General features: G+C 68.2%; 15 protein-coding genes and 1 other RNA gene. 9 read left to right on the top strand and 7 right to left on the bottom strand.

What is annotated here, in order from left to right:
- Positions 1 to 397: 397 nt before the first annotated feature.
- Positions 398 to 3,010 (bottom strand): AAA family ATPase, encoded by a 2,613-nt coding sequence (locus FHT37_RS13270; protein WP_183481960.1) that lies wholly within the window; start codon positions 3,008 to 3,010, stop codon positions 398 to 400.
- A gap of 1,276 nt (positions 3,011 to 4,286) precedes the next feature.
- Between FHT37_RS13270 and FHT37_RS13265 the strand changes: the two genes are divergently transcribed.
- Positions 4,287 to 4,742, top strand: a complete 456-nt coding sequence (locus tag FHT37_RS13265) for a hypothetical protein (RefSeq protein WP_091726074.1) — start codon at positions 4,287 to 4,289, stop codon at positions 4,740 to 4,742.
- Between the two features lie 536 nt (positions 4,743 to 5,278).
- On the opposite strand, the gene FHT37_RS13260 is transcribed toward FHT37_RS13265, so the two are convergent.
- Positions 5,279 to 8,086, bottom strand: a complete 2,808-nt coding sequence (locus tag FHT37_RS13260; protein WP_183481957.1) for a TonB-dependent receptor — start codon at positions 8,084 to 8,086, stop codon at positions 5,279 to 5,281.
- A gap of 473 nt (positions 8,087 to 8,559) precedes the next feature.
- Between FHT37_RS13260 and FHT37_RS13255 the strand changes: the two genes are divergently transcribed.
- The 3 genes from FHT37_RS13255 (at position 8,560) to FHT37_RS13245 (ending at position 12,350) form a co-directional block, all read left to right on the top strand.
- On the top strand, positions 8,560 to 9,780 hold the full coding sequence (locus FHT37_RS13255; RefSeq protein WP_183481954.1) for a cyanophycinase: 1,221 nt from the start codon (positions 8,560 to 8,562) through the stop codon (positions 9,778 to 9,780).
- A gap of 198 nt (positions 9,781 to 9,978) precedes the next feature.
- Positions 9,979 to 11,343 (top strand): serine protease, encoded by a 1,365-nt coding sequence (locus tag FHT37_RS13250; RefSeq protein ID WP_183481951.1) that lies wholly within the window; start codon positions 9,979 to 9,981, stop codon positions 11,341 to 11,343.
- A complete protein-coding gene (locus FHT37_RS13245; protein ID WP_091726062.1) occupies positions 11,331 to 12,350 on the top strand; it encodes an FHA domain-containing protein in 1,020 nt (339 codons plus the stop codon). The genes FHT37_RS13250 and FHT37_RS13245 overlap by 13 nt, the downstream gene beginning before the upstream one ends.
- Positions 12,351 to 12,362: 12 nt before the next feature.
- Here FHT37_RS13245 and FHT37_RS13240 read toward each other — a convergent pair whose 3' ends face one another.
- The 4 genes from FHT37_RS13240 to FHT37_RS13225 form a co-directional block, all read right to left on the bottom strand.
- Positions 12,363 to 13,460 carry an acyltransferase gene (locus FHT37_RS13240; protein ID WP_183481948.1) on the bottom strand — a complete coding sequence of 366 codons (1,098 nt, stop codon included), beginning with the start codon at positions 13,458 to 13,460 and terminating at the stop codon, positions 12,363 to 12,365.
- 129 nt (positions 13,461 to 13,589) lie between these two features.
- Complete coding sequence (locus tag FHT37_RS13235) at positions 13,590 to 14,057, bottom strand: GNAT family N-acetyltransferase (RefSeq protein WP_183481945.1); 468 nt, start codon at positions 14,055 to 14,057, stop codon at positions 13,590 to 13,592.
- An 87-nt stretch (positions 14,058 to 14,144) separates the two neighbouring features.
- Positions 14,145 to 14,480: RNase P RNA component class A (gene rnpB / locus FHT37_RS13230), an RNA gene on the bottom strand.
- Positions 14,481 to 14,633: 153 nt separating this feature from the next.
- On the bottom strand, positions 14,634 to 15,608 hold the full coding sequence (locus FHT37_RS13225) for a Gfo/Idh/MocA family protein (RefSeq protein ID WP_183481942.1): 975 nt from the start codon (positions 15,606 to 15,608) through the stop codon (positions 14,634 to 14,636).
- 207 nt (positions 15,609 to 15,815) lie between these two features.
- Here FHT37_RS13225 and FHT37_RS13220 point away from each other — a divergent pair, with 207 nt between their 5' ends.
- The 3 genes from FHT37_RS13220 to FHT37_RS25675 all read left to right on the top strand — a co-directional run bounded on the left by FHT37_RS13220 (position 15,816) and on the right by FHT37_RS25675 (position 20,206).
- A complete protein-coding gene (locus tag FHT37_RS13220) occupies positions 15,816 to 17,033 on the top strand; it encodes a multidrug effflux MFS transporter (RefSeq protein ID WP_091726045.1) in 1,218 nt (405 codons plus the stop codon).
- A gap of 130 nt (positions 17,034 to 17,163) precedes the next feature.
- Positions 17,164 to 18,129, top strand: a complete 966-nt coding sequence (locus FHT37_RS13215) for a carbonic anhydrase (RefSeq protein WP_183481939.1) — start codon at positions 17,164 to 17,166, stop codon at positions 18,127 to 18,129.
- A 256-nt stretch (positions 18,130 to 18,385) separates the two neighbouring features.
- A complete protein-coding gene (locus FHT37_RS25675; protein WP_183481936.1) occupies positions 18,386 to 20,206 on the top strand; it encodes a methyl-accepting chemotaxis protein in 1,821 nt (606 codons plus the stop codon).
- Between the two features lie 120 nt (positions 20,207 to 20,326).
- Here the strand turns inward: FHT37_RS25675 and FHT37_RS13205 are convergent, their stop codons facing one another.
- A complete protein-coding gene (locus tag FHT37_RS13205; protein WP_221211114.1) occupies positions 20,327 to 20,935 on the bottom strand; it encodes a TetR/AcrR family transcriptional regulator in 609 nt (202 codons plus the stop codon).
- Positions 20,936 to 21,216: 281 nt separating this feature from the next.
- Between FHT37_RS13205 and FHT37_RS13200 the strand changes: the two genes are divergently transcribed.
- Positions 21,217 to 22,326 carry an MBL fold metallo-hydrolase gene (locus FHT37_RS13200; RefSeq protein ID WP_183482984.1) on the top strand — a complete coding sequence of 370 codons (1,110 nt, stop codon included), beginning with the start codon at positions 21,217 to 21,219 and terminating at the stop codon, positions 22,324 to 22,326.
- Between the two features lie 374 nt (positions 22,327 to 22,700).
- Positions 22,701 to 23,141 carry a division/cell wall cluster transcriptional repressor MraZ gene (mraZ, locus tag FHT37_RS13195; RefSeq protein ID WP_233218122.1) on the top strand — a complete coding sequence of 147 codons (441 nt, stop codon included), beginning with the start codon at positions 22,701 to 22,703 and terminating at the stop codon, positions 23,139 to 23,141.
- The last annotated feature ends 2 nt before the right edge of the window (positions 23,142 to 23,143 follow it).

Below are 23,143 nucleotides of genomic sequence, written 5' to 3'. Positions count from 1 at the left end.
AACTCAGTCTGTTGTTTGCAGCAGCCTACCGACTGAGCTAGTGGATATAGCTTCGCACCGCGCTGCACTTCGCCTGGATCCCTGTACAGGAGGCCCTGATTCCAATCGCAATGTCCGGTCAATCGGGGAGGTCTAACTTGACTGTCCGGCGGTGCCTTCTGCGCCGAGGGCTCCGTCATGTCGGTAATTCTCTGCTTGGCCATGACGGGCGTGTTGCTGAAGCGTAGGAGCACTGTTGCTGCGTAGTCGAGGTGCGCGTCAGGCTGATAGCAGCCGTTCTTGGCATCCCTCATGCACCCAATGAGTTTCGCCTTCGGAACTGGGTTCTGTGTATGCAGGCGGTCTGACACCTAATGGCACCTTGCCGATGCGTCGCCCTGTAGTCAGTGCAATGAGATCAACCGCGCGTCTTGGCGACTTCCTTCACTCGCTTGTCGAGCAGATCGCGCCAGTTGGCCAGGCGCTCAATGTCCTCGCTGAGTTCGTCCGGTTCGGGCACAGGAAGCCTGCCCACCGTGGCCGCGGCGTCGTGCTCGAACTTGGAGCACTTGGTCATGCCCGCATAGATCTCGCTGTAGTCGCCATCAGTGACGGTGACGCCCTTAAGGCGCAGCGTGGCGACGCCCTCGCCGAAACGCTGCACTGCGCCATTTAGCAGCACCTCTTCGATGCAACGCTCCCAGGCTAGGCGCAGGTGGCCGTAGCACTTGGCCGTCAGTTGGCGCTGAAGCTCTTCGTCGCCCTCCTTCGCCGTCTTGCGCACGGCCACCAGCATTTGCCGAAGGCGGCCGAGTCGATCTTTTGTGCCGAGCACGTCGAAAGGCAAGTTCTCCGAATACACGCCGTACCCCTGCGCGGTGCGGCGGATGTAGTTCTTGGTGAGGGCTGTTGCCGCCTCCTGCGCCTTCTGTTCGAGAATGAGCAGGAAGTAGATGTCGTGGGTGAAGATGATGACCTGCCGCGCCAACGATTCCTTCACCAAGCGCTCTGCAACTTCCCACCGGCGGCGGTGATCTAGTGACGAGACCGGGTCGTCGAGCACGATGCCGCCTCGGCCTTTGCCCAGCCGGATCTCGGCCATAAATGACGCGATGGCAATCGCCCGCTGTTCACCCTCGCTGAGGATGGCCGCAGGCGGGCCACCGCCTGGCAACTGCAGCGTGAGCTTGAACTGCGTCCGGCCGCCGGGCGATTCGGACTTCATCGCGACCTGCAGGTGATGGACTTTGAGCAGTTTGAGTTCCTCATTGAGAGCGTTCGCAAGTTCCTGGGTCGCCGTCGTGCGCGAGAGTTCCGTGGACTTCCGCGAAATGCTTCGCGTGTCCATGCCGTCGATGCAGGATTGGAGCTTGTGGCAGTACGCGTGCTTGGTCATCGCCTCGAGGACGGCAGTCTTGACCTCACCAAGGCGGCGGCGTGCGTCGAGTTCAATCCGCTCCGCGGCCATCGCCGACTTGAGCTTCTCGTCGGCCGTGGCATCGAGCGTTTTGGCTTGGCTCAACAAACTGTCGACGACCTCCGCGAGGCCAAGCTGTGGATCGGCAGTGAACTTGGGCACGGCTTCCCAGCCCAGTTTTCCGGACGCCGCATGGACCACCGCTTGCTGCCGCGCTTTGAGAACCTCCTGAACGGCTGCACAGGCCTCGGCAACGGCCGGCGCGATTTCGGTCAGTTCCTCGACTAGGGCGTCGCGGAACATTAAATCGAGGTTCGCCTGCTTGATAGCGAGGAACGGCGCCGCGGCGGCTTCCCTTGCGTGCTTGGCCGCCTTCTCCGCAGCAGCCTGAAAGAAGGCGTCAAAGCGCAACAGCCGTGCGAGCCCCTCCGGTCCAAGGGTGTTCTGGCAAAGGGGACACGCGGCCTCGGTGGGAAGGCTTGGGAAGGCATGACCCGCATGGCTGATGGTCGAGAACGCGCGTGCGGCCTCGAAGAGCGCCTTCCACTCCTCTCCACCGGTGCCGGGCAATTGACCCGGTGTCGCCTTGAACTCCCTGGCTGCTAGTTCAGCGGCCGACTTAGCGACGTTGGATTTATGAACCAGTTCTTGGAGCGCAGTAACTCGCTCCGCGCTCACGGCGTCCGCCGCAGCCGCCGCACGTGCCTTCAGGTCTCCCAGGCGACTGGCCTTTTGGCGCAGTGCCAAAGCCTTCTGCTTCGGATCGGTTTCGGTCAAAGTCTTGTTGAGCAATTCGAGCCGTGCCACCTCAGCCTCGCTGAGCGTTGCCAGCGCTTCAATGTCCTCTGCCTTGGTCCTGGCCGGAATACCGACTAGCTTCTTGGCGACCTCGGTCTGCTCGCGCATGAGGACGGCGTAGGCCGCATCGCTCGGGGCATTGGCGGCCTTTTCGGCCGTGGCGCGGGCCTTCAGCTTGGTGCAGGCCCCAACCAGTCCCTCAAGGATGTCCAGGCCGTATGGGGCATAGGCGAAGTCGCCCTGGTTGTCGATGTAGGCGCGCGCGCAATGCGAGTCGAAGATCGAGATGTCTGATAGAGGCGCCGGCGATTCGGCCCCGACCTGCCATGGCAGATCGATTGCCTCGCCGTCGATATTCGCCTCGAACACCGCGCTCGCCGGCCCGCACTTGCTGGGCTCAAGGTTGGCGTCCGGCAGGATCGATTCGCGGCGATCGCGCGCGCGGCAGGCGTGCTTGAACACGCGCGAATAGCCGGACTTTCCGGCGCCGTTCTCGCCGTAAATGACCGTCATGCCCGTCCGTGAGATCGGCAGACACGTGCCGCTGGCCAATGCGTTGACGTTCTGCAGATCCTTGATGGCCGTCAGCAGGACCAAGCGGCTGGGATCGACCTTCGGTGCCACCTCTGTGTCCTCGAGCCGTTGCGCCTGGCGACTCTCAGGATCAGGGATGCCCACCTCGGACTTGGCCAAGGCGTAGAGATGGTCCAGATCGGCAGCACTGAGCGTGCGATCGCCATAGAGCTTAGCGATGGCATCTTGCTGCCAGCGTGCAAGGCCCTTAGACCACGCATGGATCTCTTGCAGGATCGTCACCAGCTTCCTCCTTGTCAGCGGGCCACACCGAAGATGGTATTGATTTGTAGTCTTCGGCTCGATCGGTTGCGTCCAACTGTATGGGGGCGAGGGCGCCTATGGCGCCGCCCATCCGGGGGGGTGTGGTTCGTTTGCTGCGATCGCTGATCTCGCTCAACGACTGCGAAAGCGCTCGCTGTCAATGCTGAGATCCGTTGCGACGCTGAAGGAGTCAGGGACTAACTGAGTCAAATCCCAAATGCAGTCGACCGCTTTCGGATGTCATCCTCCGCCCCGGCAAGGGTCTGGTTTCGCTGGAGGCTGTGTGAAAACTCCTCCAACGGTCCGTTCTCGGGGTCTCGACACCATTAGCGAGGCGCCGATCGCCGATCCTGCGTCGATCTGAGAGGTCGATTCTCAGCCACCTCGCAATGAGGACGCGTTTTCCCGCAGCCTCGCTGCGAGGCGAACCTGCGCTTCAAGCTGGGAGTGGGCATAGCGTGTGGACTACCTTCGAAACATGGGCCTCTTGGTCGCTTGTCGAGCCAATCGCCTTGACTCGATGGCACGAGCCAGCAAGCCAGTGGCCCAGCCGACAAGCCCTAGACAGATCAGAGCCGGCCACCAACCAACTGATGTCAAGGTCAGCAGGAGGGACAGAGCGAACAGCGGGATGCTGGCAAGCAGGGTTAGTACTGAAGACCAGAATCCAAATGCGAGTCGGGCTTCAGTTGGATGCCTGCTCCACAACAGAATGGTGCTTGCCATCTGAGCTGCAGCAACCAAGGCCATCGTCATCCCAATAGCCATCACAAGCGAAGAAGCGACGCCGTCCATCGCCCTAGGTTATCCCGCCGCGTCCGCTCCCGCTACGAAGCCACCTGCGGCTTCCGCCTGGACCGGGAGAGGTAGTCACTTACGACATCTGGTCCACCGCAGCGCAATGGGCAACGACACAGCGACAGCCAGACCAGCGAATGGCGCCCACATGAAAGGCTCATCACGCATGCCGATGTATTGACCGAGTATCGGCGGTCCCCACATGAGCGCCCCTAACGACATCAAGGCTGATAGAGCGCACAAGATGACAAGCCCCGCTGCGTTCCGCGCTCGCGCTGCGCGAAGTTCCGTGCGCTGACAGACGACGAAGATCGCCGCAGCGACGATCAAAAACGGCGCGAGCAGCCACGCGAGAACGATCATTAGCTCGATGGGTTTCAATTTGGTGCCTTATGTCCGTTGCAAGCCTATCCGCGGTAAGGTCGCTCCTCGCGGCAACATTTCACTTCAGACGGTCATGAACGTCTTGCTCGAATCAACGAACGCAGTCCCGTACTTCACGGACGTCGGTGGCACTTTGCGCGCCCTCGGCGTCGACGCATCCGAGTTTGACTGGTACGTGAGTGACATCGAGACGAACATTACCTTTGATGGCCTTCCCCAGGCCGACGGCTGGGTGACAGGTCCAGAGCTGGCTCGATGCCTCTTGTATTCCAACCTGCAGTTCATGTGGGGCGTATTCAGTGCTTTCCCGTGCGACAAGCGTGTTGAGGTGCTACGGCCGCCGGCTGCGGACGGAAATGCGCGATTCTGGCGGGATGCCAATGCCTTGACGCCGCAACTGGATGGCGCACTGTTCGAGTTGGTCTGCTGGGACAGCACTGCAACTATTCTGGTGGGCATCACGCCTGAGCAGGCGGCCCATTACATGGCGACGCACCCCGAGGCCAAACTACTCCGCGATGAGGCTTGACGACTACTCTGCAGCCACCGCCCTCAGGGCGGCCTGCGTTGTGCGCCCTTGTGCTGCCAATCTCTGGTGAGCGGCGAGTCTAGATGCGTAGACACGTCGCCGCGGCTTGGGCCGGAAGCGGACAGCAACTTGCTATCCTCAGGCGCATGTCGAGCCCGAACGTCTCTGGCGCATGGAATGAGTACCGTCGAAGGAACTGGACCGCCGGTTTGCTGTTGGTATTGGGACTGCCAGGCACCATCCTGTTGCTCGTTATCACGAAGCTGATGCTCGGTCTCTCCGGAGAGCTTGTCTTCTTCGGCGGCATCTCGCTCTGGTGTATGGCGTGGGGTTGGGCGGCCTTTCGTATTTCGCGTTGGCCGTGCCCTCGATGCAGAAGCCCTTGGCTCGCTGCTCAAGAGCCTCGCCTCGGCGCGAAGCGATGCTGCGGTAATTGTGGGCTCGCCTTGTACGAGGAACCGTAGCACCGCTGAAACGCCGGCAGACCGGTCATCGCCTCAGCCAGTCTCGACCCCCGCACCTCACGCCATTCCCGCTCACCTGAACTGATACGACGCCGCCAAGTAGAAGAACCTCCCCCGCGGATCCGTATAGCTCGGGTCATAGCCCGAAATGAAGAAGTAAGCCTGGTTCGAGAACGGCGGTGCCGTGTTGAACAGGTTCTTCACCCCCGCCCGCAGCGTGAGCGCGGTGGTCGCTTCCCAGCCGCCCGACAGGTCCCACAGCGAATACGCCTTGACCTTGTTCTTCCCCACCACCAGCCCCGTGTTGGTATCGATCGCCGAGTTCTGGTCGTCGTAGCCGCTGTAGAACGAGTTCGCGAGGTTGATGCTCCACGGACCGCGCGACCAATCGAAGTTGACCCGATGCCGCCACCGCTGCACGACGCCGTCGGTGACGAAGCGCCCGAGGTTGCTGATGTAGGGATCGCCGTCGCCGGTCTGCTTCTTCGAGCTCAGCGTCAACGTCCCCACCAGCTTGACGCCGAAGCGCCCCATCGCGGTCGCCGGCGAGCGGTACTGCAGCGTGATGTCCAGGCCGGACGCCTTCTGCTTGCCGCGGTTCTCCTTGCGCAACTCGATGAAGCAGATCTCGGAGTCGTCGGGGTCGTAGTCGCAGCCCGCAATGCCTTCGTCCTCGTTGTAGCGGTGCACCAGCGGCTCGTACTTGTCGAGGTTGGCGAGGATCACGTCGTCGCCCAGCGTGCTGATCAGGTCGCGCTTCTCGATGCGCCAGTAGTCCAGGCCGAAACTCCATGCCGGCGTCGGATCCGCGAGCATGCCGATCGAGAACTGCCGCGACTTCTCCGGTTTCAGGTTGGCATTCGAATAGGTCCGCGTCTCCCAGTTGTTGGCGCAGAAACCCAGGTCGTTGTCGTTCTCGCGCATGCACACCGGATCGGGCAGCGTCGCCGTCTCGCCGGTCTTCACCGAGCGGTACAGGTCGTTCATCGACGGCGCGCGGAAACCGGTCCCGGCCGAAGCGCGGAAGGTCAGGTTGTCCAGCGGCGCATAACGCAGGCTGACCTTCGGATTGGTCGTGGCGCCGACCTTCTGGTAATGGTCGTGGCGCAGCGCGAATTGCAACTCCCACGCCTTGGTGATCGGCGCGAGCAGTTCGCCATAGGCCGCCCACACCTTGCGGGAATTGCTGGTGAACTGCGCGTCGCCCGGCGTCGGGTCGCCGACGATCTCGTCCGAGATCAGCAGGTCGCTCGCCGCCGACGAGGACTTCTCGCGCCGCAGTTCGCCGCCCAGCGCGATCGCCAGGTCGCCGCCGCCCAGCTTGGCCAGGCTGCGGGTGAACTTGGCGTCGAGGCTGTCCATCGATCCGCGGGCGCGGCGCACTTCCTGGTTGATGTTGTTGTCCCGCAGGAAGGCCAGCCCGGCCTCGCTCGACGGACCGAAGGGATTGAGCAGGCCGTCCGCGAAGGCCTGCATCGTCTCGGTGTAGGGCAGGTAGCCGCGCACGTCGCGGTCGGACACGCGGTTGACGCTGTGGTTGTAGCCCCAGTCGTAGTCCCAGGCGCCGAGCGTGCCCGTCATGCCGACGACGATGCGGCTGCCGGTGCTGGTGAGTTCGCTCGCGCGCGGGCCGGCCTCCAGCATGCGGGTGCGCACGGTGATGAGCCGGTCGTCCGGCAGCGCGTCGCCCAGGCCGGTCGCCGCCAGCGCCGGGATCATCGAGACATCCAGGTCCGCGTCGATCCGGTTGCTGGTGCCGACGTACCAGCTCTTGCTGCGGGTGTAGGCCGCCTCGATGAAGGCCTCGTGCCGGTCGCCCAGCTTGAGCACGCCGCGGCCCAGGAAGCTGCCCTTGTCCGTCTTCGGATAGAGCTCCAGGTCGCGCATGTAGTCGTAGGTGCAGCCGTCGACGCCGCCAATGCCGTCAGGCAGGTAGAGCGAGTGCGGCGGCTGGCAGGTCGGCGCGCTCAGGTTGATCGTGCGCGTGGTGATGGGCCGGCCATTGATCGCGAAGCCCTGCGACTCGAGGTAGTCGCGCTGGTCGCCCGAGAGCCGGATGTTGCCGGGGAAGCTGGCCGAGGACAGCAGGTGCGGCAGTCGCTCCGGAATGCGGAGGTCGGAGATGAAGTCGCGCTGCGAGGTGCGCAGCGCGCCGGTCTTCTGCAGGTCCAGCACGCCCATCAGGTTGAAGCCGTCGCGCGCCAGGTCGCCATGGCCGGCGGCGATCGACGCGGTGCGCTTGCCCGCGCCACCCTCGCCGGACTTGCCCGCGTAGACGTCCAGCTGCAGGCCCTGGTAGTCCTTGCGGGTGATGAAGTTGATGACGCCGCCGATCGCATCGGTGCCGTAGATCGCGGACGCGCCATCGAGCAGCACCTCGACGCGCTCGATCGCCGCGGCCGGGATGTTGTTGAGGTCGACGCCGTTGTCGTCGCCCGGCGAGGCGAAGTTGGCCATGCGCCGGCCGTTCAGCAGCACCAACGTCGACGAGGTGCCCAGGCCGCGCAGGTTGGCCGAATTGAAGCCCATCTGGTCGCGGAAGCCGCCGGTGCCGATGCTGACGCCGTCGGTGAGGTTGTTGCTGAGCGAGGAGACCGTCGCCATCAGCTCGGCCGCGGTGGTGACGCCGGCCTTGACGATGTCGTTGCGGGTCAGCACCTGCACCGGCAGCGCCCCCTCGTCGGCGATGCGCTTGATCGCGGAACCGGTGATCTGCACCCGCTGCAGCTGTTGCGGCGGGGCGGAGGCGGCGGCCTCCGGCGCGGCGACCTGCGCCTGCGCAAGGCCGCAGAGCGCGCCCAGCGCGGCGACCGCGCAGGCTCGCGGCAGGCTCGGTGGGCACGGCGGACGTTTGGCGACACGGGGGGAAGGGACGGTCATGGCGGGCTCCCTGAGGCCGTTGGGGGATGGCTCTGACGGACCAGTCTAGGGACCGGCCCGGCACCGGCAAGGGTGATCTCCCGCGACAGTCGCGACGAAGCAACTGCGGTGTGACCAACAGTCACCTGTCGGTGGGGACGCGACGCTATCGTTGCCCTCCTGTGCTCCCCCCTTCGTCCGATCCGCCCCGTCATTGGGGCGGCTTCCTCCGGTTACGTGATGCCGCCGGTCCGCGGCGTGAGGCCTTGACGATGTTCGATCGCTGTTCCCTGCGTCGCGTAGCCGGCGCCCTCGGCCTGGTGCTGGTCCTGGCCGCGATGACGGCCCGGGCGGCCGCTCCCGGCGCGCCGACGCCCGCCAGACCGGCCGCGACCAAGCCCGCCGTCGTCGCCCCTGCGCCGGCAGCGCCCGCGGCGTCCGTTCCCCAGGCAACGCCTGGCCCTGGCGCGGATGTCCCCATTAAAGGCCACGCGATGGCGATCGGCGGCGCCCTGAAGGCGGACAACGACGAGGTCTGGAACCGGCTGATCGCGCTGGCGGGCGGGCGCGGCGCACGCTTCGTCGTCTTCGGCACGGCCGCCGAGGACCCGGAGGCCAGCGCCAAGCAGGTGGTCGAGCAGCTGCAGCGCCGCGGCGCGGTCGCGGAGGCGCTGCCGGTCGCGCCGAAGTTCTCGTGGGTCGACCTGAACAAGGTGGTGCGCGACGCCGCGCTGATCGCCAAGGTGCGCAACGCCAAGGGCATCTTCTTCACCGGCGGCTCGCAGGAACGCATCGTCGACGTGCTCTTCCCGGGCGGCCACTCGACGCCGATGCTCGATGCCATCTGGGACGTCTACCGCAAGGGCGGCGTCGTGGCCGGCACCTCGGCGGGGGCCGCGATCATGAGCACGGTGATGTTCCGCGACGCGCCCAGCGTGATCAGCATCCTCAAGGGCCAGTGGGAGGAGGGCAAGCAGATCGACCGCGGGCTGGGCTTCGTCGGGCCGGGGCTGTTCGTCGACCAGCACTTCCTCAAGCGCGGCCGCTTCGGCCGCATGGTGCCGCTGATGCTGGCCAAGGGCTACCAGCTGGGTCTGGGCGTGGACGAGAACTCCGCCGCCGTGATCCGCGGCGACGAGGTCGAGGTCCTCGGCCACAAGGGCGCCTTGCTGGTCGACCTCAGCGAGGCGAGCTCGGACCGCGCGCTCGGCGTCTTCAACCTGAAGAACGCCAGGCTCACCTACCTCGATCACGGCGACCGCATGAACCTGCGCACGCGCGGCGTGACGCCCTCGGCGCTGAAGCTGCGCGGCCAGAAGCTGGAGCCCGGCGCGCCGGACTACAAGCCCTACTACACGCTGCCGCAGTTCTACACGGACATGCTGGGCGACTCGACCATCTCGACGGCGATGTCCATCCTCATCGACAGCGTGCAGCCCGAGTTCCGCGGCCTGAGCTTCGAGGCGGCGCCCAAGGCGGGCGACGCGCTGGCCGACCTCGGCTTCCTCTTCCGCCTCTACAAGGGCCCCGGCAGCATCGGCTGGAGCACGGATGAGCTCGGCCCCGAGGACTACACCGTGGTCAACCTGTACCTGGACGTCACGCCGGTGCGCATGCCGCAACCGCTGTTCGGCCCCTGGCCCGGCGACCGGCGCCCGCGGCAGTCCGCCACTCCGGAGGAACCGCCGGCCGGCGAGCGCCCGCAGCAGCCCTGAGGCGACGCAAAGCCGCTAGCATGCGGCGTTCGCTCATTCCTGGAGTCTGCTGCGTTGTCGCGAAATCCTCTCACCCTTGGGCGGGCCCTCGCCCGGGCGGCCACGTTGCTGGTCGCGGTGGCGCTCGGCCTGCCCGCCGCGGCGCAGACGCGCCCCGCGCCGGAGGCCCAGCCGGCGCCCTCGCCGCAGCGGCCTCCCTTGTCCGCACCGCCCGTCGTCGCGCCGTCCGTCGTTGCGCCGTCCGTCGTTGCGCCGCCCGCCAGCGCCCCGCAGCCCGGCACGGCCGCGGCCAGCCAGGCGATAGCCTCGGCCCCGGTCTCCGCCAGCGCCCGCCGGCTCTATGACCGCAGCCGCGCCCAGCTGCTGCAGGTCCGCACGCTCTTCAACGGCAGCCAGGCCTCGGTGGGGTCCGGCTTCGTCGTCAGCGCGCAGGGCCACGTCATCACGAATTACCACGTGATCAGCCAGCATGCGCTCGAGCCCGAGCGCTACCGGCTGCAGTACCAGACCCCGGAAGGGGACGGCGGCGACATCGTCCTGCTCGACTTCGATGCCCGCCGCGACCTGGCGCTGCTGCGCATCGTCGCCAAGGGCGGCGATGCCAAGGCCGATCCCAAGGGCGTCGTCGCGCGCATGACGGCTACGCCGCTGGCCTTCCGCAAGGCCGACCAGCCGCTGGCCAAGGGCGAGCGCATCTACTCGATGGGCAACCCGCACGACGTCGCCTTCGCCGTGGTCGAGGGCACCTACAACGGCCTGGTCGAGCGCAGCTTCGATCCGCTGATCTACTACTCCGGCTCCATCAACCCCGGCATGAGCGGCGGCCCGGTGCTGGACGAGGACGGCGAGATCGTCGGCATCAACGTGTCGACGATGATCTTCGCGCAGCAGATGAGCTTCCTGGTGCCGGCGCAGCACGCCGCCGCGCTGCTGGCGCGCAGCCGCGACGCCGCGCCGATGAAGGGCGCGGCCTGGCCCAAGCTGCGCGAGCAGCTGATGGCCTACCAGGAGGAGCTGTCGCGCAACTTCCTGGCCCAGCCCTGGCGCACGCTGACGCACCCGCGCTACCGCTTCCCGATCCCGCAGGAGCAGTACATGCGCTGCTGGGGCAGCGGCACCTCCGCGGACGCGCAGGGCCTGCAGATGCAGCGCACGCAATGCCGGATGGAGCACGCGCTGTTCATCAGCGAGTCCCTGCAGACCGGCTACTTCGGCGTGACCGAGGAGGTCTACGACGGCAGCAAGCTGGGCGCGGTCCGCTTCTCGACGATCTATTCGGCCAGCTTCCGCAACGAGCGCCTGGGCGGTCCCGACCGCGACCGCACCGCGCCGTACTGCCGCGAGGACTTCGTCCAGCAGAAGGACGGCCCGCCGCTGCGCGCGGTCGCCTGCCTGCGCGCCTACCGCAAGCTCGACGGGCTGTTCGACCTGACGGTGCTGGTCACCAACGTCGACGCCGCGACCGAGGGCGCGCTGGGCCGCTTCGACGCCCGCGGCGTCAGCTTCGCGAATGCCACCCAGCTGACGCGTCATTACCTGCAAGGATTCGCATGGACGCGGTGATCGAGATCGTCGACCGGGACGGTCATTGCCGGGAAACCCACAAGGTGCGGGCCTGGCCGCTGCGCATCGGGCGCTCGCCCGACTGCGACCTGGTGCTGGCCGATCCGCACCTGGCCGGCGCCCATGCGCTGCTGCACTGGGACGACGCCGGGACGGATGCGGCGCCGGCCGCCTCGGGCCCGGTGCTGGAGCTGCTGCCCAGCCACAACGGCGGCTGGCTCGACGGCCACCGGATCGCCGCCGGCAGCCGCGCGGCCTGGCCGTCGTCGGCGCTCCTGCAACTGGGCACGACCCGGCTGCGGCTGCGCACCTCGCTGGACCCGCTGCCGGCGGAAAAGCCGATGAACCGCGCCGACGAGCCGGTGCGGCGCGACGCCCGGCCGTCGTGGGCGCTGCCGGCGCTGCTGGCGGTCTGGGCGCTGCTGCTGTGGGGCTCGAACTGGGCCGCCAACGACGGCAGCGCGACCTGGGTCGACACCGTCAGCGCGCTGCTGGCGCCGGTGGGCGTGGCGCTGATCTGGGCCGCGCTGTGGGCGCTGGTGACGCAGCTCTTCCGGCACTGGTTCGCGTTTGGCGCCCACCTGTGGCGGGCGCTGGTGGCGACGGTGGCGATGCAGCTCTTCGACCTGCTGCTGCCGCTGCTGGCCTACATGTTCAACCTGCCGCGGCTGCTGGCGCTGGAGACGCTGGTGATGTCGGTCGGCGCCGCGCTGCTGCTGTGGTGGCATGCGACGGTGGTGTGGCCGCGCGCGTCGCGGCGGCTGGCGGTGGGCATCGGCGCGATGTGCGTCGTCGGCCTGGTGCTGACCGTCGGCCGGCGTACCGAGCAGCAGTACTGGCTCGGTCCCAACTACATGGCCACCCTGCCGCCGCCGGCCTTGCGCGTCGCCACGCCGCAGCCGGTGGACAGCTTCATCGACGGCATGGCGCGCCTGGAGGCCCCGCTGCTGAAGCAGGCGGAAAAGCGCAACGACCAGACGGGCGGCAGCGGCGACAACGAGGAGTGACGAGCGGCGCGCTCAGGCCGCGATCGCGGGCGCGGGCACGGCCGGTGGCGAGCGCCGCCGCCGCAGCCACGCGACCACCGGCAGTTCGAGGCAGCGCCCGATCAGCCAGCCGCCGGTGACGGCCGCCAGGACCGCGATCGAGAAGACGAGCGCCTCGGGCAGCGCGTGATAGAGGCCGGCCTTGGCCATCGACGCGAGCACGATGTTGATCAGCAGGCAGTGCGCCAGGTACAGCGAGTACGAGGCCGCGCCCAGCTGGACGAGCAGCGCCGGCACGCGCACCGGCCGGCGTCGCTCCATCGCCACGAGCGTCGCGAGCACCAGCGCCGAGGCCAGCCCCAGCGCCACGCGGCCGCCGAAGGCATGCGGCCCCTGCGGCCCGAGCCGTTCATAGAGCACCGCGGCGGCGAAGGCCGCGGCCGCCAGCAGCCATTGCCCTCGCACCAGCGGCAGCGTCGCGTGGCGCGCCATCAGCCCGGTGGCGACGCCCATCAGGAACTGCAGGCAGTGCGGATCGCCGAGCTTCCAGGGCAGGGCGGCCGGCAACTGGCCGAAGGCCTGCGCGACCACCAGCGCGGCCCACAGCGCGTACAGCGCCAGGCCGCCGCGCAGGTGCAGCAGCAGCACGCAGAAGCTCAGGTAGAAGAGCACCTCGTACTGCAGCGACCAGGCCACGCCGACGTATTCCGGCGTGCCACCGCCGATCCACAGCAGCAGCGTGCCGGGGAGGTCCTCGGCGCCCAGTTCCGAGATCGGCGTGCGCCCGGTCGCCAGACGGGCCAGGATCGACGGGCCGGCGGTCATCGCCAGCACCATCCAGTAGATCGGGAACACGCGCACGAAGCGCTTCCACAGGTAGCCCGGGCAGCGCGCCGCGCCGCCGCCGAGCTCCGCGTGGTGGACGAAGGTGATGATGAAGCCGCTCAGGACGAAGAAGAAGTCGACGCCGGCATAACCGAAGTCGAACAGGCCGCCGAGCGCGACCTGGCCCGAGAACTGCGGCACCCGCATCAGGTGGGTCGCGTGCATCAGCACCACCGCCAGCGCGGCGATCGCGCGGGCGGCCTCGATCGAGGCGAGCTTGGGGGCGTGGCGGTCGGTCGGGGCCATGGGGCGGTGCTGCTGCGGGAAAACCGGGCAGCCCACACGGTATGTCGACGCCGGCCCGCGTGGCCGTCGCCCGTCCCCCAGGGCGGGGGAACTCGTCGAGGGGACTAGGTTCTAGGGGGGAGGGCGGCCTCAGGCCGACAGGCGCTTTTCCATGAAGACGGACAGCGGGTCGTCGGTGTAGTCGCCGAAGGGAGCGCGGCGGTCATAACCCAGGCGCTCGTAGAGCTTGAGCGCCTCCGGCTGGTGCACGCCGGTCTCCAGGCGCGCCAGTCCGATGCCTTGTGCCCTGAGATGGGACTCGAGCTCTTCCATCAGCACCTTGGAAATGCCGCGTCCCCGGAAATGCGGTTGGACGAACACCCGCTTGATCTCGCCGTAGGGGCCGTCGGCATCGTCGTCGACGACCTTCACCGCGGCGCAGCCGGCCAGCCATTCCGCGAGCCAGACGCCGATGAAGCGCACCTGCGGCTGGGCCAGCGCCTGGGGATCCAAGAGGTGGTTGCTTTCGCCGGGGTAGAGGGCCGCCATGTACGCGTCCGACTGCGCCAGCAGGGACCTCGCGGCGGGGCTGTGGGGGTCCAGGGGTTCGATCTGCATGCCTGCACGGTAGCAACCGATGTGCCCAACGCGCGGGAAATCCCTGAAAGCCTTTGCAAGCCAACGTTCGCTTGCAAATCGTCATAAAGGTGAAGCAAGCCGATAGGCCGGATTCTGTGCGCGGCTCCTCTTGCGATTCGCCGCGTGACCGCCATTCATCTGGGCCGGGCATCACTGCCCGGCTCGGTGCCACCTACCCGCCAGCTCTGCGAGCCGCATCAACGCTGGCCTACTTGGTGTTGCTGCGCGTAGAGATTGCCCGTTTCACCCGAAACCGGCTTGCACCGGTCCCGACTCGTCTCTGTTGCTCTGATCCTCGGCTTTCGCCGGGCAGCCGTTAGCTGCTACGCCGCTCTATGCAGTCCGGACCTTCCTCCAGTGCCGTGTTTCCACGATCGCACCAGCGGCGGTCTGGCTTACTTCACGGGGCGAGAGTTTAACCGCGTGGCCGCCTCGGCTTCGCTTTGGGCTCCCCGCATCGTTGCGAATCCTCACCATAGCTGAGCTATGGCTCCGGTTCGCGCCTAGCGGGGCATCCCAAAGCGAAACCGCTTCGGCCACGCGGTGCGTTTGGTGTCAGGACTTGCCTGCAAGGATCGCTTCGATGGTTTGCTGGACTGCGAGCGCTTCGGCGAAGCCGGGGAGGCTGTGCGAGCGGCCTTCCAGCATTGCGGCCCAGTGACCGAGCTGGTCGGTCATGCCGTTCATGCGCAGGGTCTCGGCGTCGCCCAGGCTCTGCACACGCTCGCCCTGGCGCTGCTGCGTCACGCCGAACCAGTCGCGCAACTCGATCTCGCCTTCGCTGGCGCGCCACAGCATGCGGTTGTCGTCGGCGCGCTCGCCGCCGATGCCCGCGCTGATCATGACCGGCACGCCCGCCGCGCTCAGCTCCGCCTCGACGGAGAGCTCCGAGCCGACGCTGTCCGCCGGATACACGACCTCGCTGCGCACGACGCGCGCCGGGCCCAGCACCCGCTGCAGCACGAAGATGAAATGCGACAGCACCTCGCGCGTGAAGCCGCCCTCGGCGCGCTGCGACAGCCAGGCGCCCGCGCCGGCCTGCCAGGGCCGCGGCCAGGCGGCGAAGCGCAGGTCGATGAGCACATCCCGCAGCGCTCCCAGCGGCCGCCGCGACGCCGCGCCGAAGGCCAGCTGCAACTGCGCCAGGCCGGTCGACGACGCGAGCGAATAGTTGACCGCGGCCCGGCGCCGCTCCTGCTCGATGCGCTCGATGCAGGCGCGGGCGGCGGCGAAGTCGGTGGTGAGCGGCTTCTCGCACAGCACCGGCAGCCCGGCGTCGAAGGCACGCTCGGACAGCGCGATGTGCGGCCCCGGCGGCGTGGCGATGTACAGGCCGTGCAGGCCGGGCTCGCGGATCAGCGCCTCGGCGCTGCTGGCGGCGCGCAGCATCGGGTCGTTCGCCAGCACCTGCGCCAGCACCACCGGGTTCTCGTCCCAGACCTGGGTGACGCGCAGTCGCGCATGCCCGGCCAGCCGCGCCAGCATCCGCTGGCCCATCACGCCCAGTCCCACCACCCCAATGCTCAACACGCCTGGCACCGCCGTCTCCGCCCGAAGTTCCGCAAAAGCCCCGCAGTGTAGGGGGGCCGCCACAGCGCGGGCCGCCGCCCGGCGGACCCGGGCGACTCGCGCACGCCCGTCCCCGCAAGCGGTGTGCCCGGGCGGCATGACGGCCGGTGCAACGGCCCGGGCGGGGGTATCGTCGGCGGCTTCTCGCACGCTCGCATCGCCCCACGCATGAATCCCGAAGCCAGCCAACTGTGGCGCGCGCCACGCTGGGCCCTCGCCATCCTGCTGGCCGCGCTGGCCACGGTGGGGCCCTTCTCGATCGACACCTACATCCCGGCCTTCGCCGGCATCGCCAAGGCGCTCGACGCCACGCCGATCGAGATGCAGCAGACCCTGTCCGGCTACCTGCTGGGCTTCGCGGTGATGAACCTGTTCCACGGCGCGCTGTCCGACAGCTTCGGCCGGCGGCCGGTGGTGCTGTGGGGCATGGCGGTGTTCGCGTTGTCGTCGATGGGCTGCGCGCTCGCGGGCAGCATCGGCCAGCTGGTGTTCTGGCGCACCGTGCAGGGCCTGTCCGCGGGCGCCGGCGTGGTGGTCTCGCGCGCCATCATCCGCGACATGTTCCCGCCCTCCGAGGCGCAGCGGGTGATGTCCCAGGTGACGATCTTCTTCGGCCTGGCGCCCGCGATCGCGCCGATGATCGGCGGCTTCCTCTACGTCCACGCCGACTGGCACGCGATCTTCTGGTTCCTGGTCTTCGTCGGCGCGCTGCTGTTCGCCGTCACCTGGCGCCTGATGCCCGAGACGCTGCACCGCGACCACCGCCAGCCCTTCCACGTCGGCTCGCTGCTGCGCGGCTACCGCTCGCTGGTGGGCAGCCGCCGCTTCCTGCTGCTGGCGCTGGCCAGCGGCATCCCGTTCAACGGCATGTTCCTGTACGTGCTGGCCGCGCCGGTGTTCCTGGGCGAGCACCTGGGCCTGGCGCCCACGCAGTTCTTCTGGTTCTTCCTGTTCAGCATCGGCGGGATCATGGGCGGCGCCTGGCTCAGCGGCCGCCTGGCTGGCCAGATCGCGCCGCGCAAGCAGATCCGGCGCGGCTTCTTCATCATGGGCTTCACGTCCATCGCCAACATCGTCTGCAACCTGACGCTGCCGCACAGCGTGTTCTGGGCCTTCCCGCTGATCAGCAGCTTCGCCTTCGGCTGGGCGCTGATGGTGCCGGTGGTGACGCTGCTGGTGCTGGACCAGGCGCCCGAGCGCCGCGGCATGGCGTCTTCCCTGCAGGCCTGCATCGGCAGCGCCGCCAACGGGCTGGTCGCCGGCGTGCTGGTGCCGCTGGTGATGCATTCCATGCTGACCCTGGCCCTCGCCTCGGCCGGGATGATGTGCATCGGCCTGGTCGCCTGGACCTGGGTCAAGCGCGAGGTGTCCACGCCCGCGGCGTGACGTCCGCCCGCCGGTCACCCTCAAGAAGGTCGGCGATCCTCCGAAATAGGGAGGGTGCGCCGGACCCGCGTCCGGACGCCGTCGCGCATCCCGCCGACGGCGGGCACACCGAAGTCCTGCGGAGCGATCCATGTCCCACCGTCCCGGCCTCGGCACCTGGTTGCCGGCCGTCCTGTGTCTGTCCCTGCTGTTCGGCGGCCCGGTCCTGGCCGCCGACGCGCCCGCGCCCAAGGCGGCCCCCGCCGTCGATGCGGGCGAGCCGCTGCGCGACCGCCTCGCGGAGCGCCTCAAGGACGATGCGGCCACCCTCAAGCTGAACGCGAAGAAGGCGCCCACCGACGTCCGCACGAACAATCCGGTCGACCAGCGCGCGCGCCGCGCGGCGGCCAAGCCGGCGGCGGCGGCCTCGGCCGCCCGGTCGACCACCCCCTGGGCCTACACCGGCGAAGGGGCGCCCGACCGCTGGGGCCAGCTCGAGCCCGAATTCCGCCAATGCGCGATTGGCACCCGGCAAAGCCCCATCGACCTGCGCGACACCATCAAGGTCGACCAGGAGCGCATCCGCTTCGACTACAAGTCCAGCGCCTTCTCGGTCGTGGACAACGGCCACACGGTCCAGGTGAACGTGGCGCCGGGCAACTCGCTGCAGATCATGGGCCGGCGCTACGAGCTGCAGCAGTTCCACTTCCATCGCCCCAGCGAGGAGCGCATCAACGGCCGCCAGTACGACATGGTGGCCCACCTCGTCCACAAGGATGCCGAGGGCCGGCTCGCCGTCCTGGCGGTGCTGCTGGAGCGCGGCCAGGATCAGGCGCTGATCCAGACGGTCTGGAACCACCTGCCGCTGGAGCGCGGCGACACCTACAACGCGCCGGTGCCGATCGACCTCAACCAGCTGCTGCCCGCGGAGCGCGGCTACTTCTCCTACATGGGCTCGCTGACGACGCCGCCCTGCACCGAGGGCGTGCTGTGGCTGGTGCTGCGCCAGCCGGTGCAGCTGTCGACCCAGCAGATCTCGGTGTTCTCGCACCTGTACCCGATGAACGCGCGGCCGCTGCAGGCGCAGTCTGGCCGCCTCATCAAGGAATCGAACTGAGGGCCCGCGCCCTCGATGGCTGAGCCGTGGGAGCGTTGTCTCCCGCTTGGGCCGGCGTCGTGACGAGCGTCACGGCGTCGGCCGTCTTCTTGGTGGAAACCCTTGGTTATCACTGGCGCTCACCGCACAATCCCGGCCGCCGCGCGCCAGAAGCCATCACGCGTTTGATCTAGGTCATGGACGGCGCGGCCGGAACCTCAATTGCCCTTTCCCTCCGTGGAGGGGCGCCCCATCCCCCCAGGACACCCCCGCCGTGATGAAGACCATCAAGTCGCGCCTGATCGCGATCAGCATCCTGATCGTCGTCGCCGCCGTCGCGCTCGCCACCTTCGCCAGCTACTGGGCCGTGCGCGATCACGCCCGTCGCCAGGTGCAGGCCCAGTTGACCGACCTCGCCACCGCCAACGCCAACGGCGTTGCCGCATGGGTGAAGACGCAGAAGGACGTGGTCGCCGCGATGGCGCCGGCCGCGCAGCTCGAGGACCCCCGTCCGGTGCTGACGCAGGCGCTGCAGTCCGGGCGCCTGGATCTGGCCTATGTCGGCGGTGCTGACAAGCGGATGATCTCCATCCCCGACCGCCAGCGTCCCGCCGACTACGACCCGACCGGCCGCGGCTGGTACAAGCTGGCCTCCGCGACCGACCAGCCGGTGATCACCGCGCCCTACGTGGCGGCCTCCAGCAAGAAGCTGGTCGTGACCTTCGCCAGCGCGGTGCGCGCGGGCGGCGAGCTCAAGGCGGTGACCGGCACCGACGTGGCGCTGGACGACATCGTCGCGACGATGAAGTCGATCAAGCCGACCGCCAGCGGCTTCGCGATGCTGCTGGACAAGCAGGGCACCGTGATCGCCCACCCGGACGCGGCGCTGACGCTCAAGCCGGTGAAGGACCTGTCGGCGGCGATCGACGGCGCGCTGCTGACGACCGCGCACGGCGACGAGCCGACGCTGGCCGAGGTGGGGGAGCATCGCTTCTTCCTGAAGGCCGTGGATGTGCCGGGCACCGACTGGGTGCTGGTGGCCGCGGCCGAGCGCAACGAGGCGCTGGCGGCGCTGTCGGACGTGCTGCGCAACGCGGGCCTGACGATGCTGGTGGTGACGGCGGTGGCGGCGCTGGTGGCGGCCGCGGCCGTCGGCGCGCTGCTGAGCGGCCTGGCCGGCATCAAGCGCGCGATGAACGACATCGGCGCCGGCGAGGGCGACCTCAGCCAGCGCCTGCAGGTGCGCGGCGAGGACGAGATCGCCGACATCTCCCGTGGCTTCAACCAGTTCGTCCACAAGATCGAGCAGGTGATGCTGCAGGTGCGCGAGACCAGCCAGTCGATCGCGGTCGCCTCGCGCCAGATCGCCGCCGGCAACCACGACCTGAGCCAGCGCACCGAGGAGACGGCCAGCAACCTGCAGGAGACGGCCAGCTCCATGGAGGAGCTCAACAGCACCGTCGCCAACAGCGCCGCCAATGCCGACCAGGCGCGCCAGCTGGCCGACACCGCCAGCTGCGTCGCGCGCCAGGGCGGCGAGGCGATGGGGCAGGTGGTCTCGACGATGCAGGAGATCAGCACGAGCTCGCGCCAGATCGGCGACATCATCGGCGTCATCGACGGCATCGCGTTCCAGACCAACATCCTGGCGCTGAACGCGGCGGTGGAGGCGGCGCGCGCTGGCGAGCAGGGCCGCGGCTTCGCCGTCGTGGCCGGCGAGGTGCGGGCGCTGGCGCAGCGTTCGGCCGGCGCGGCCAAGGAGATCAAGTCGCTGATCACCGCCAGCGTCGAGCGTGTCGAGACCGGCACGCGGCAGGTCTCGACCGCCGGCGAGACGATGAACGAGGTGGTGGGCAGCGTGCAGCGCGTGGCGCAGATGATCGGCGAGATCAGCCACACCGCGCAGGAGCAGAGCCACGGCATCGGGCAGGTCAACGTGGCGGTGGCGCAGCTCGACCAGGTCACGCAGCAGAACGCGTCGCTGGTCGAGGAATCGGCCGCCGCCGCCGAGAGCCTCAAGGACCAGGCCCAGAAGCTGGCCGACGTGGTCGGCACCTTCCGCCTGAGCGCCGGCCAGTCCGGACCTACGGACTTCTGACCCGCCCGCCAGCGTCGCCCACAAGCCCAGGCCCCACCCCGAGGAACTCCCTCTCCCCGCCGGGCGGGGAGAGGGTAGGAGTGAGGGGTCTCCCCGGCGAACGCCCAGAAGGGGGGAACTTCAGCCCCCCGCTTCCACCGCGTAGAAGCACAGGAACATGTCAGCCGCCGAATCCGCGACCCGACGCTGCTGCGTCGCGTCCAACGGGAGCTGCCCCATGGTGATCTGCGGCCAGAACGCGAAGCCCTTGACCAGCGCCTGCAGCTGCGCCGCGGCGAAGGCCGGGTCGCCGGCCTTCAAGCGCCCGTCGGCCATCGCTGCGCGGATCCACACGGTCAATCCCTCTTCGCGCCCCCCCAGCCGACACAGCATGTCCCGCGCCCGCTGCGGTGCGTGGATCGCCTCGGCGATCAGCACCCGCGCCAGGTCGAGGAACTGCGGGTCACCGCTCATCGCCAGCTTCTGGTCGATCAGCATCAGCAACTGCTCGCGCAGTGGGCGGTCGGCGCGATAAGCCAACGTGACCTGCGCCTCCGTTGCCGCCCAGAGGCGCTCCAGGATCGCGTCGAACAGCGCGTCCTTGCCGCTGAAGTGGTTGTAGACGGTGCGCTTGGACACCTGCGCCCGGCCCGCGATGCGGTCCATGTTCGCGACCTCGAAGCCATGCTCGCGGAACTCCGCGATCGCCGCGTCGACGATCGCCTGGCGCTTGCGGTCGGTCAGGCGCATCCGCTCGGCGTCGCCGCCCACCACCTCGTCGGCAGGCGGCTCGACGGCGGGGCTGGGAGCAGGGAGTGGGGCGTCGGCAGTCATGGGGCGCAATCTTACACCGGGGAGTTTACTTTTCCGGCCCGCCTGCCTACACTCGCCAAAACTACACTGTGTAGTGCAAGTTTCAGATGAACCTCATCCCCGTCCTCCGTTCGCTGCTGCCGCTGTCGCTCACCGCGCTGAGCGGCATCGTCGCCGTCCTGATTGTTGGAGCCCTCGCCATGACCGCTTCCCGTGTGATGTCCTCGCCCACCCCGGTGCCCTCGAACGGGCCGTCCACCCCCGCGCCGGAGGGAGGCCAACCCTCCCGCGAGCAGTCGCCCCAATGGGCGGAGGGCCGGTTCCGCAATCCGGCGGTCGAGCCCGAGCAGGGCTTCTGGAAGATGCTCGGGATCTTCTGGGATGTCATGTTCCACAAGCCCGCCGGCACCGTGCCGGACCGGCCGATCGAGGTGCAGGCGCTGACGAAGGACCAACTGCTGGCCGCGCCCGACCGGACGCTGTTCCGGCTGGGCCATTCGACGGTGCTGCTGAAGCTGCGCGGCCGCTTCTGGCTCACCGACCCGGTCTTCTCGGAACGCGCGTCGCCGTTCTCGTGGATGGGGCCCAAGCGCTTCCACGCGCCGCCGATCGCGCTCGACGAGCTGCCTGAGATCGAGGCGGTGATCCTCTCGCACGACCATTACGACCACCTCGACCACGACACCGTGCTGGCGCTGGCGCCCAAGGTCCGCCGCTTCCTGACGCCGCTGGGCGTGGGGCAGCGTCTGATCGACTGGGGCGTGCCTGCAGCCAAGGTGCAGCAGTTCGATTGGTGGCAGGGGACGTCGATCGCCGGCGTGCAATTGACGGCCACTCCGGCGCAGCATTTCTCCGGCCGCGGGCTGAACGACCGCAACTCGACGCTGTGGGCCTCGTGGGTGCTGATCGATGGCGACCTGCGGGTGTTCTTCAGCGGCGACACGGGCTACTTCGACGGCTTCAAGGCGATCGGCGAGCGCTTCGGCCCGTTCGACCTGACCCTGATGGAGACTGGCGCCTACGACCCGCGCTGGCCCTACGTGCACATGCAGCCGGAGCAGACGATGCAGGCGCACATCGATCTGAAGGGGCAGCGGCTGCTGCCCATCCACAACGGCACCTTCGACCTGGCGATGCACCGCTGGCAGGACCCGTTCGAGCGCATCAGCGCGCTGGCGCGGCTGCGCAAGGTGGAGCTGGTGACGCCGGTGATCGGCGCGCCGCTGGCGATCGAGCAGCCGGGGTCGACGCCGGCCTGGTGGCAGGGCAGCGTGGTCGACGCGGCCGCTGCCACCCCGTCCCCCGCCGCGTCTTCGGCGATGCCGTGATCCCAGCGCTGCGGCGCGCTCCGACTGAACGAAAGCCCGGCCAGTGCCGGGCTTTTTCCTTTCTCCCACTTTGTCCCCCTTCCGGCGGCCGCCGGACGGCGGGGCTGCCCCGATTTCCCACCGACCGGGGGAGCCAGCGCCTTGCCGCGACGATGCCGGCGGCCGCGGTTTCAAGCGGGTACGACTGCCGATTTCAGTTGATCCATCACTTCCACACCGTTTGTTAAGTCCTTCATTTAGAACGACTTTTATTTTGCGCAATGGCATGAGAATGCTGGCTAAGTAATTGATTTAATTGGGAAAAACGCCAAATTTCCTTGACCGGCGCCGGTCTCGCCATTAAAGTGGGAGAAAGTGCAATTCAGTGGGGCAAAGTGGCGAATGTCGTGTTTCAGGGGGCGAGTGCCTTGGCGTTGGACGCCAAGGGGCGCTTGACCGTCCCTGCGCGGCACCGCGAGGTCCTGCAGGCGCTGTGCGGCGGCCAGCTGACGCTCACCAAGCACCCGGAAGGCTGCCTGATGGTCTTCCCCCGTCCCGCCTGGGAGCAGTTCCGCGACAAGGTCGCCGCGCTGCCGATGTCCGCCGCCGGCTGGAAGCGCGTCTTCCTCGGCAACGCGCAGGATGTCGAGATCGATGCCGCCGCCCGCGTGCTGATCGCGCCGGAACTGCGCGCCTCGGCCGGCCTGCAGAAGGACACCATGCTGCTGGGCATGGGCAGCCACTTCGAGCTCTGGGATGCCCAGGCCTATGCCGCGCACGAGGCCGCCATCATGCAGTCCGAGATGCCGGCCGTGCTCCAGGACTTCAGCTTCTGAGC

The sequence above is a fragment of the Mitsuaria sp. BK037 genome, assembly GCF_014193045.1.
Classification (GTDB): domain Bacteria; phylum Pseudomonadota; class Gammaproteobacteria; order Burkholderiales; family Burkholderiaceae_C; genus Roseateles.
The sequence above is the reverse complement of the archived record's forward strand: the minus strand, read 5'-3'. Positions and strand labels throughout refer to the sequence as shown.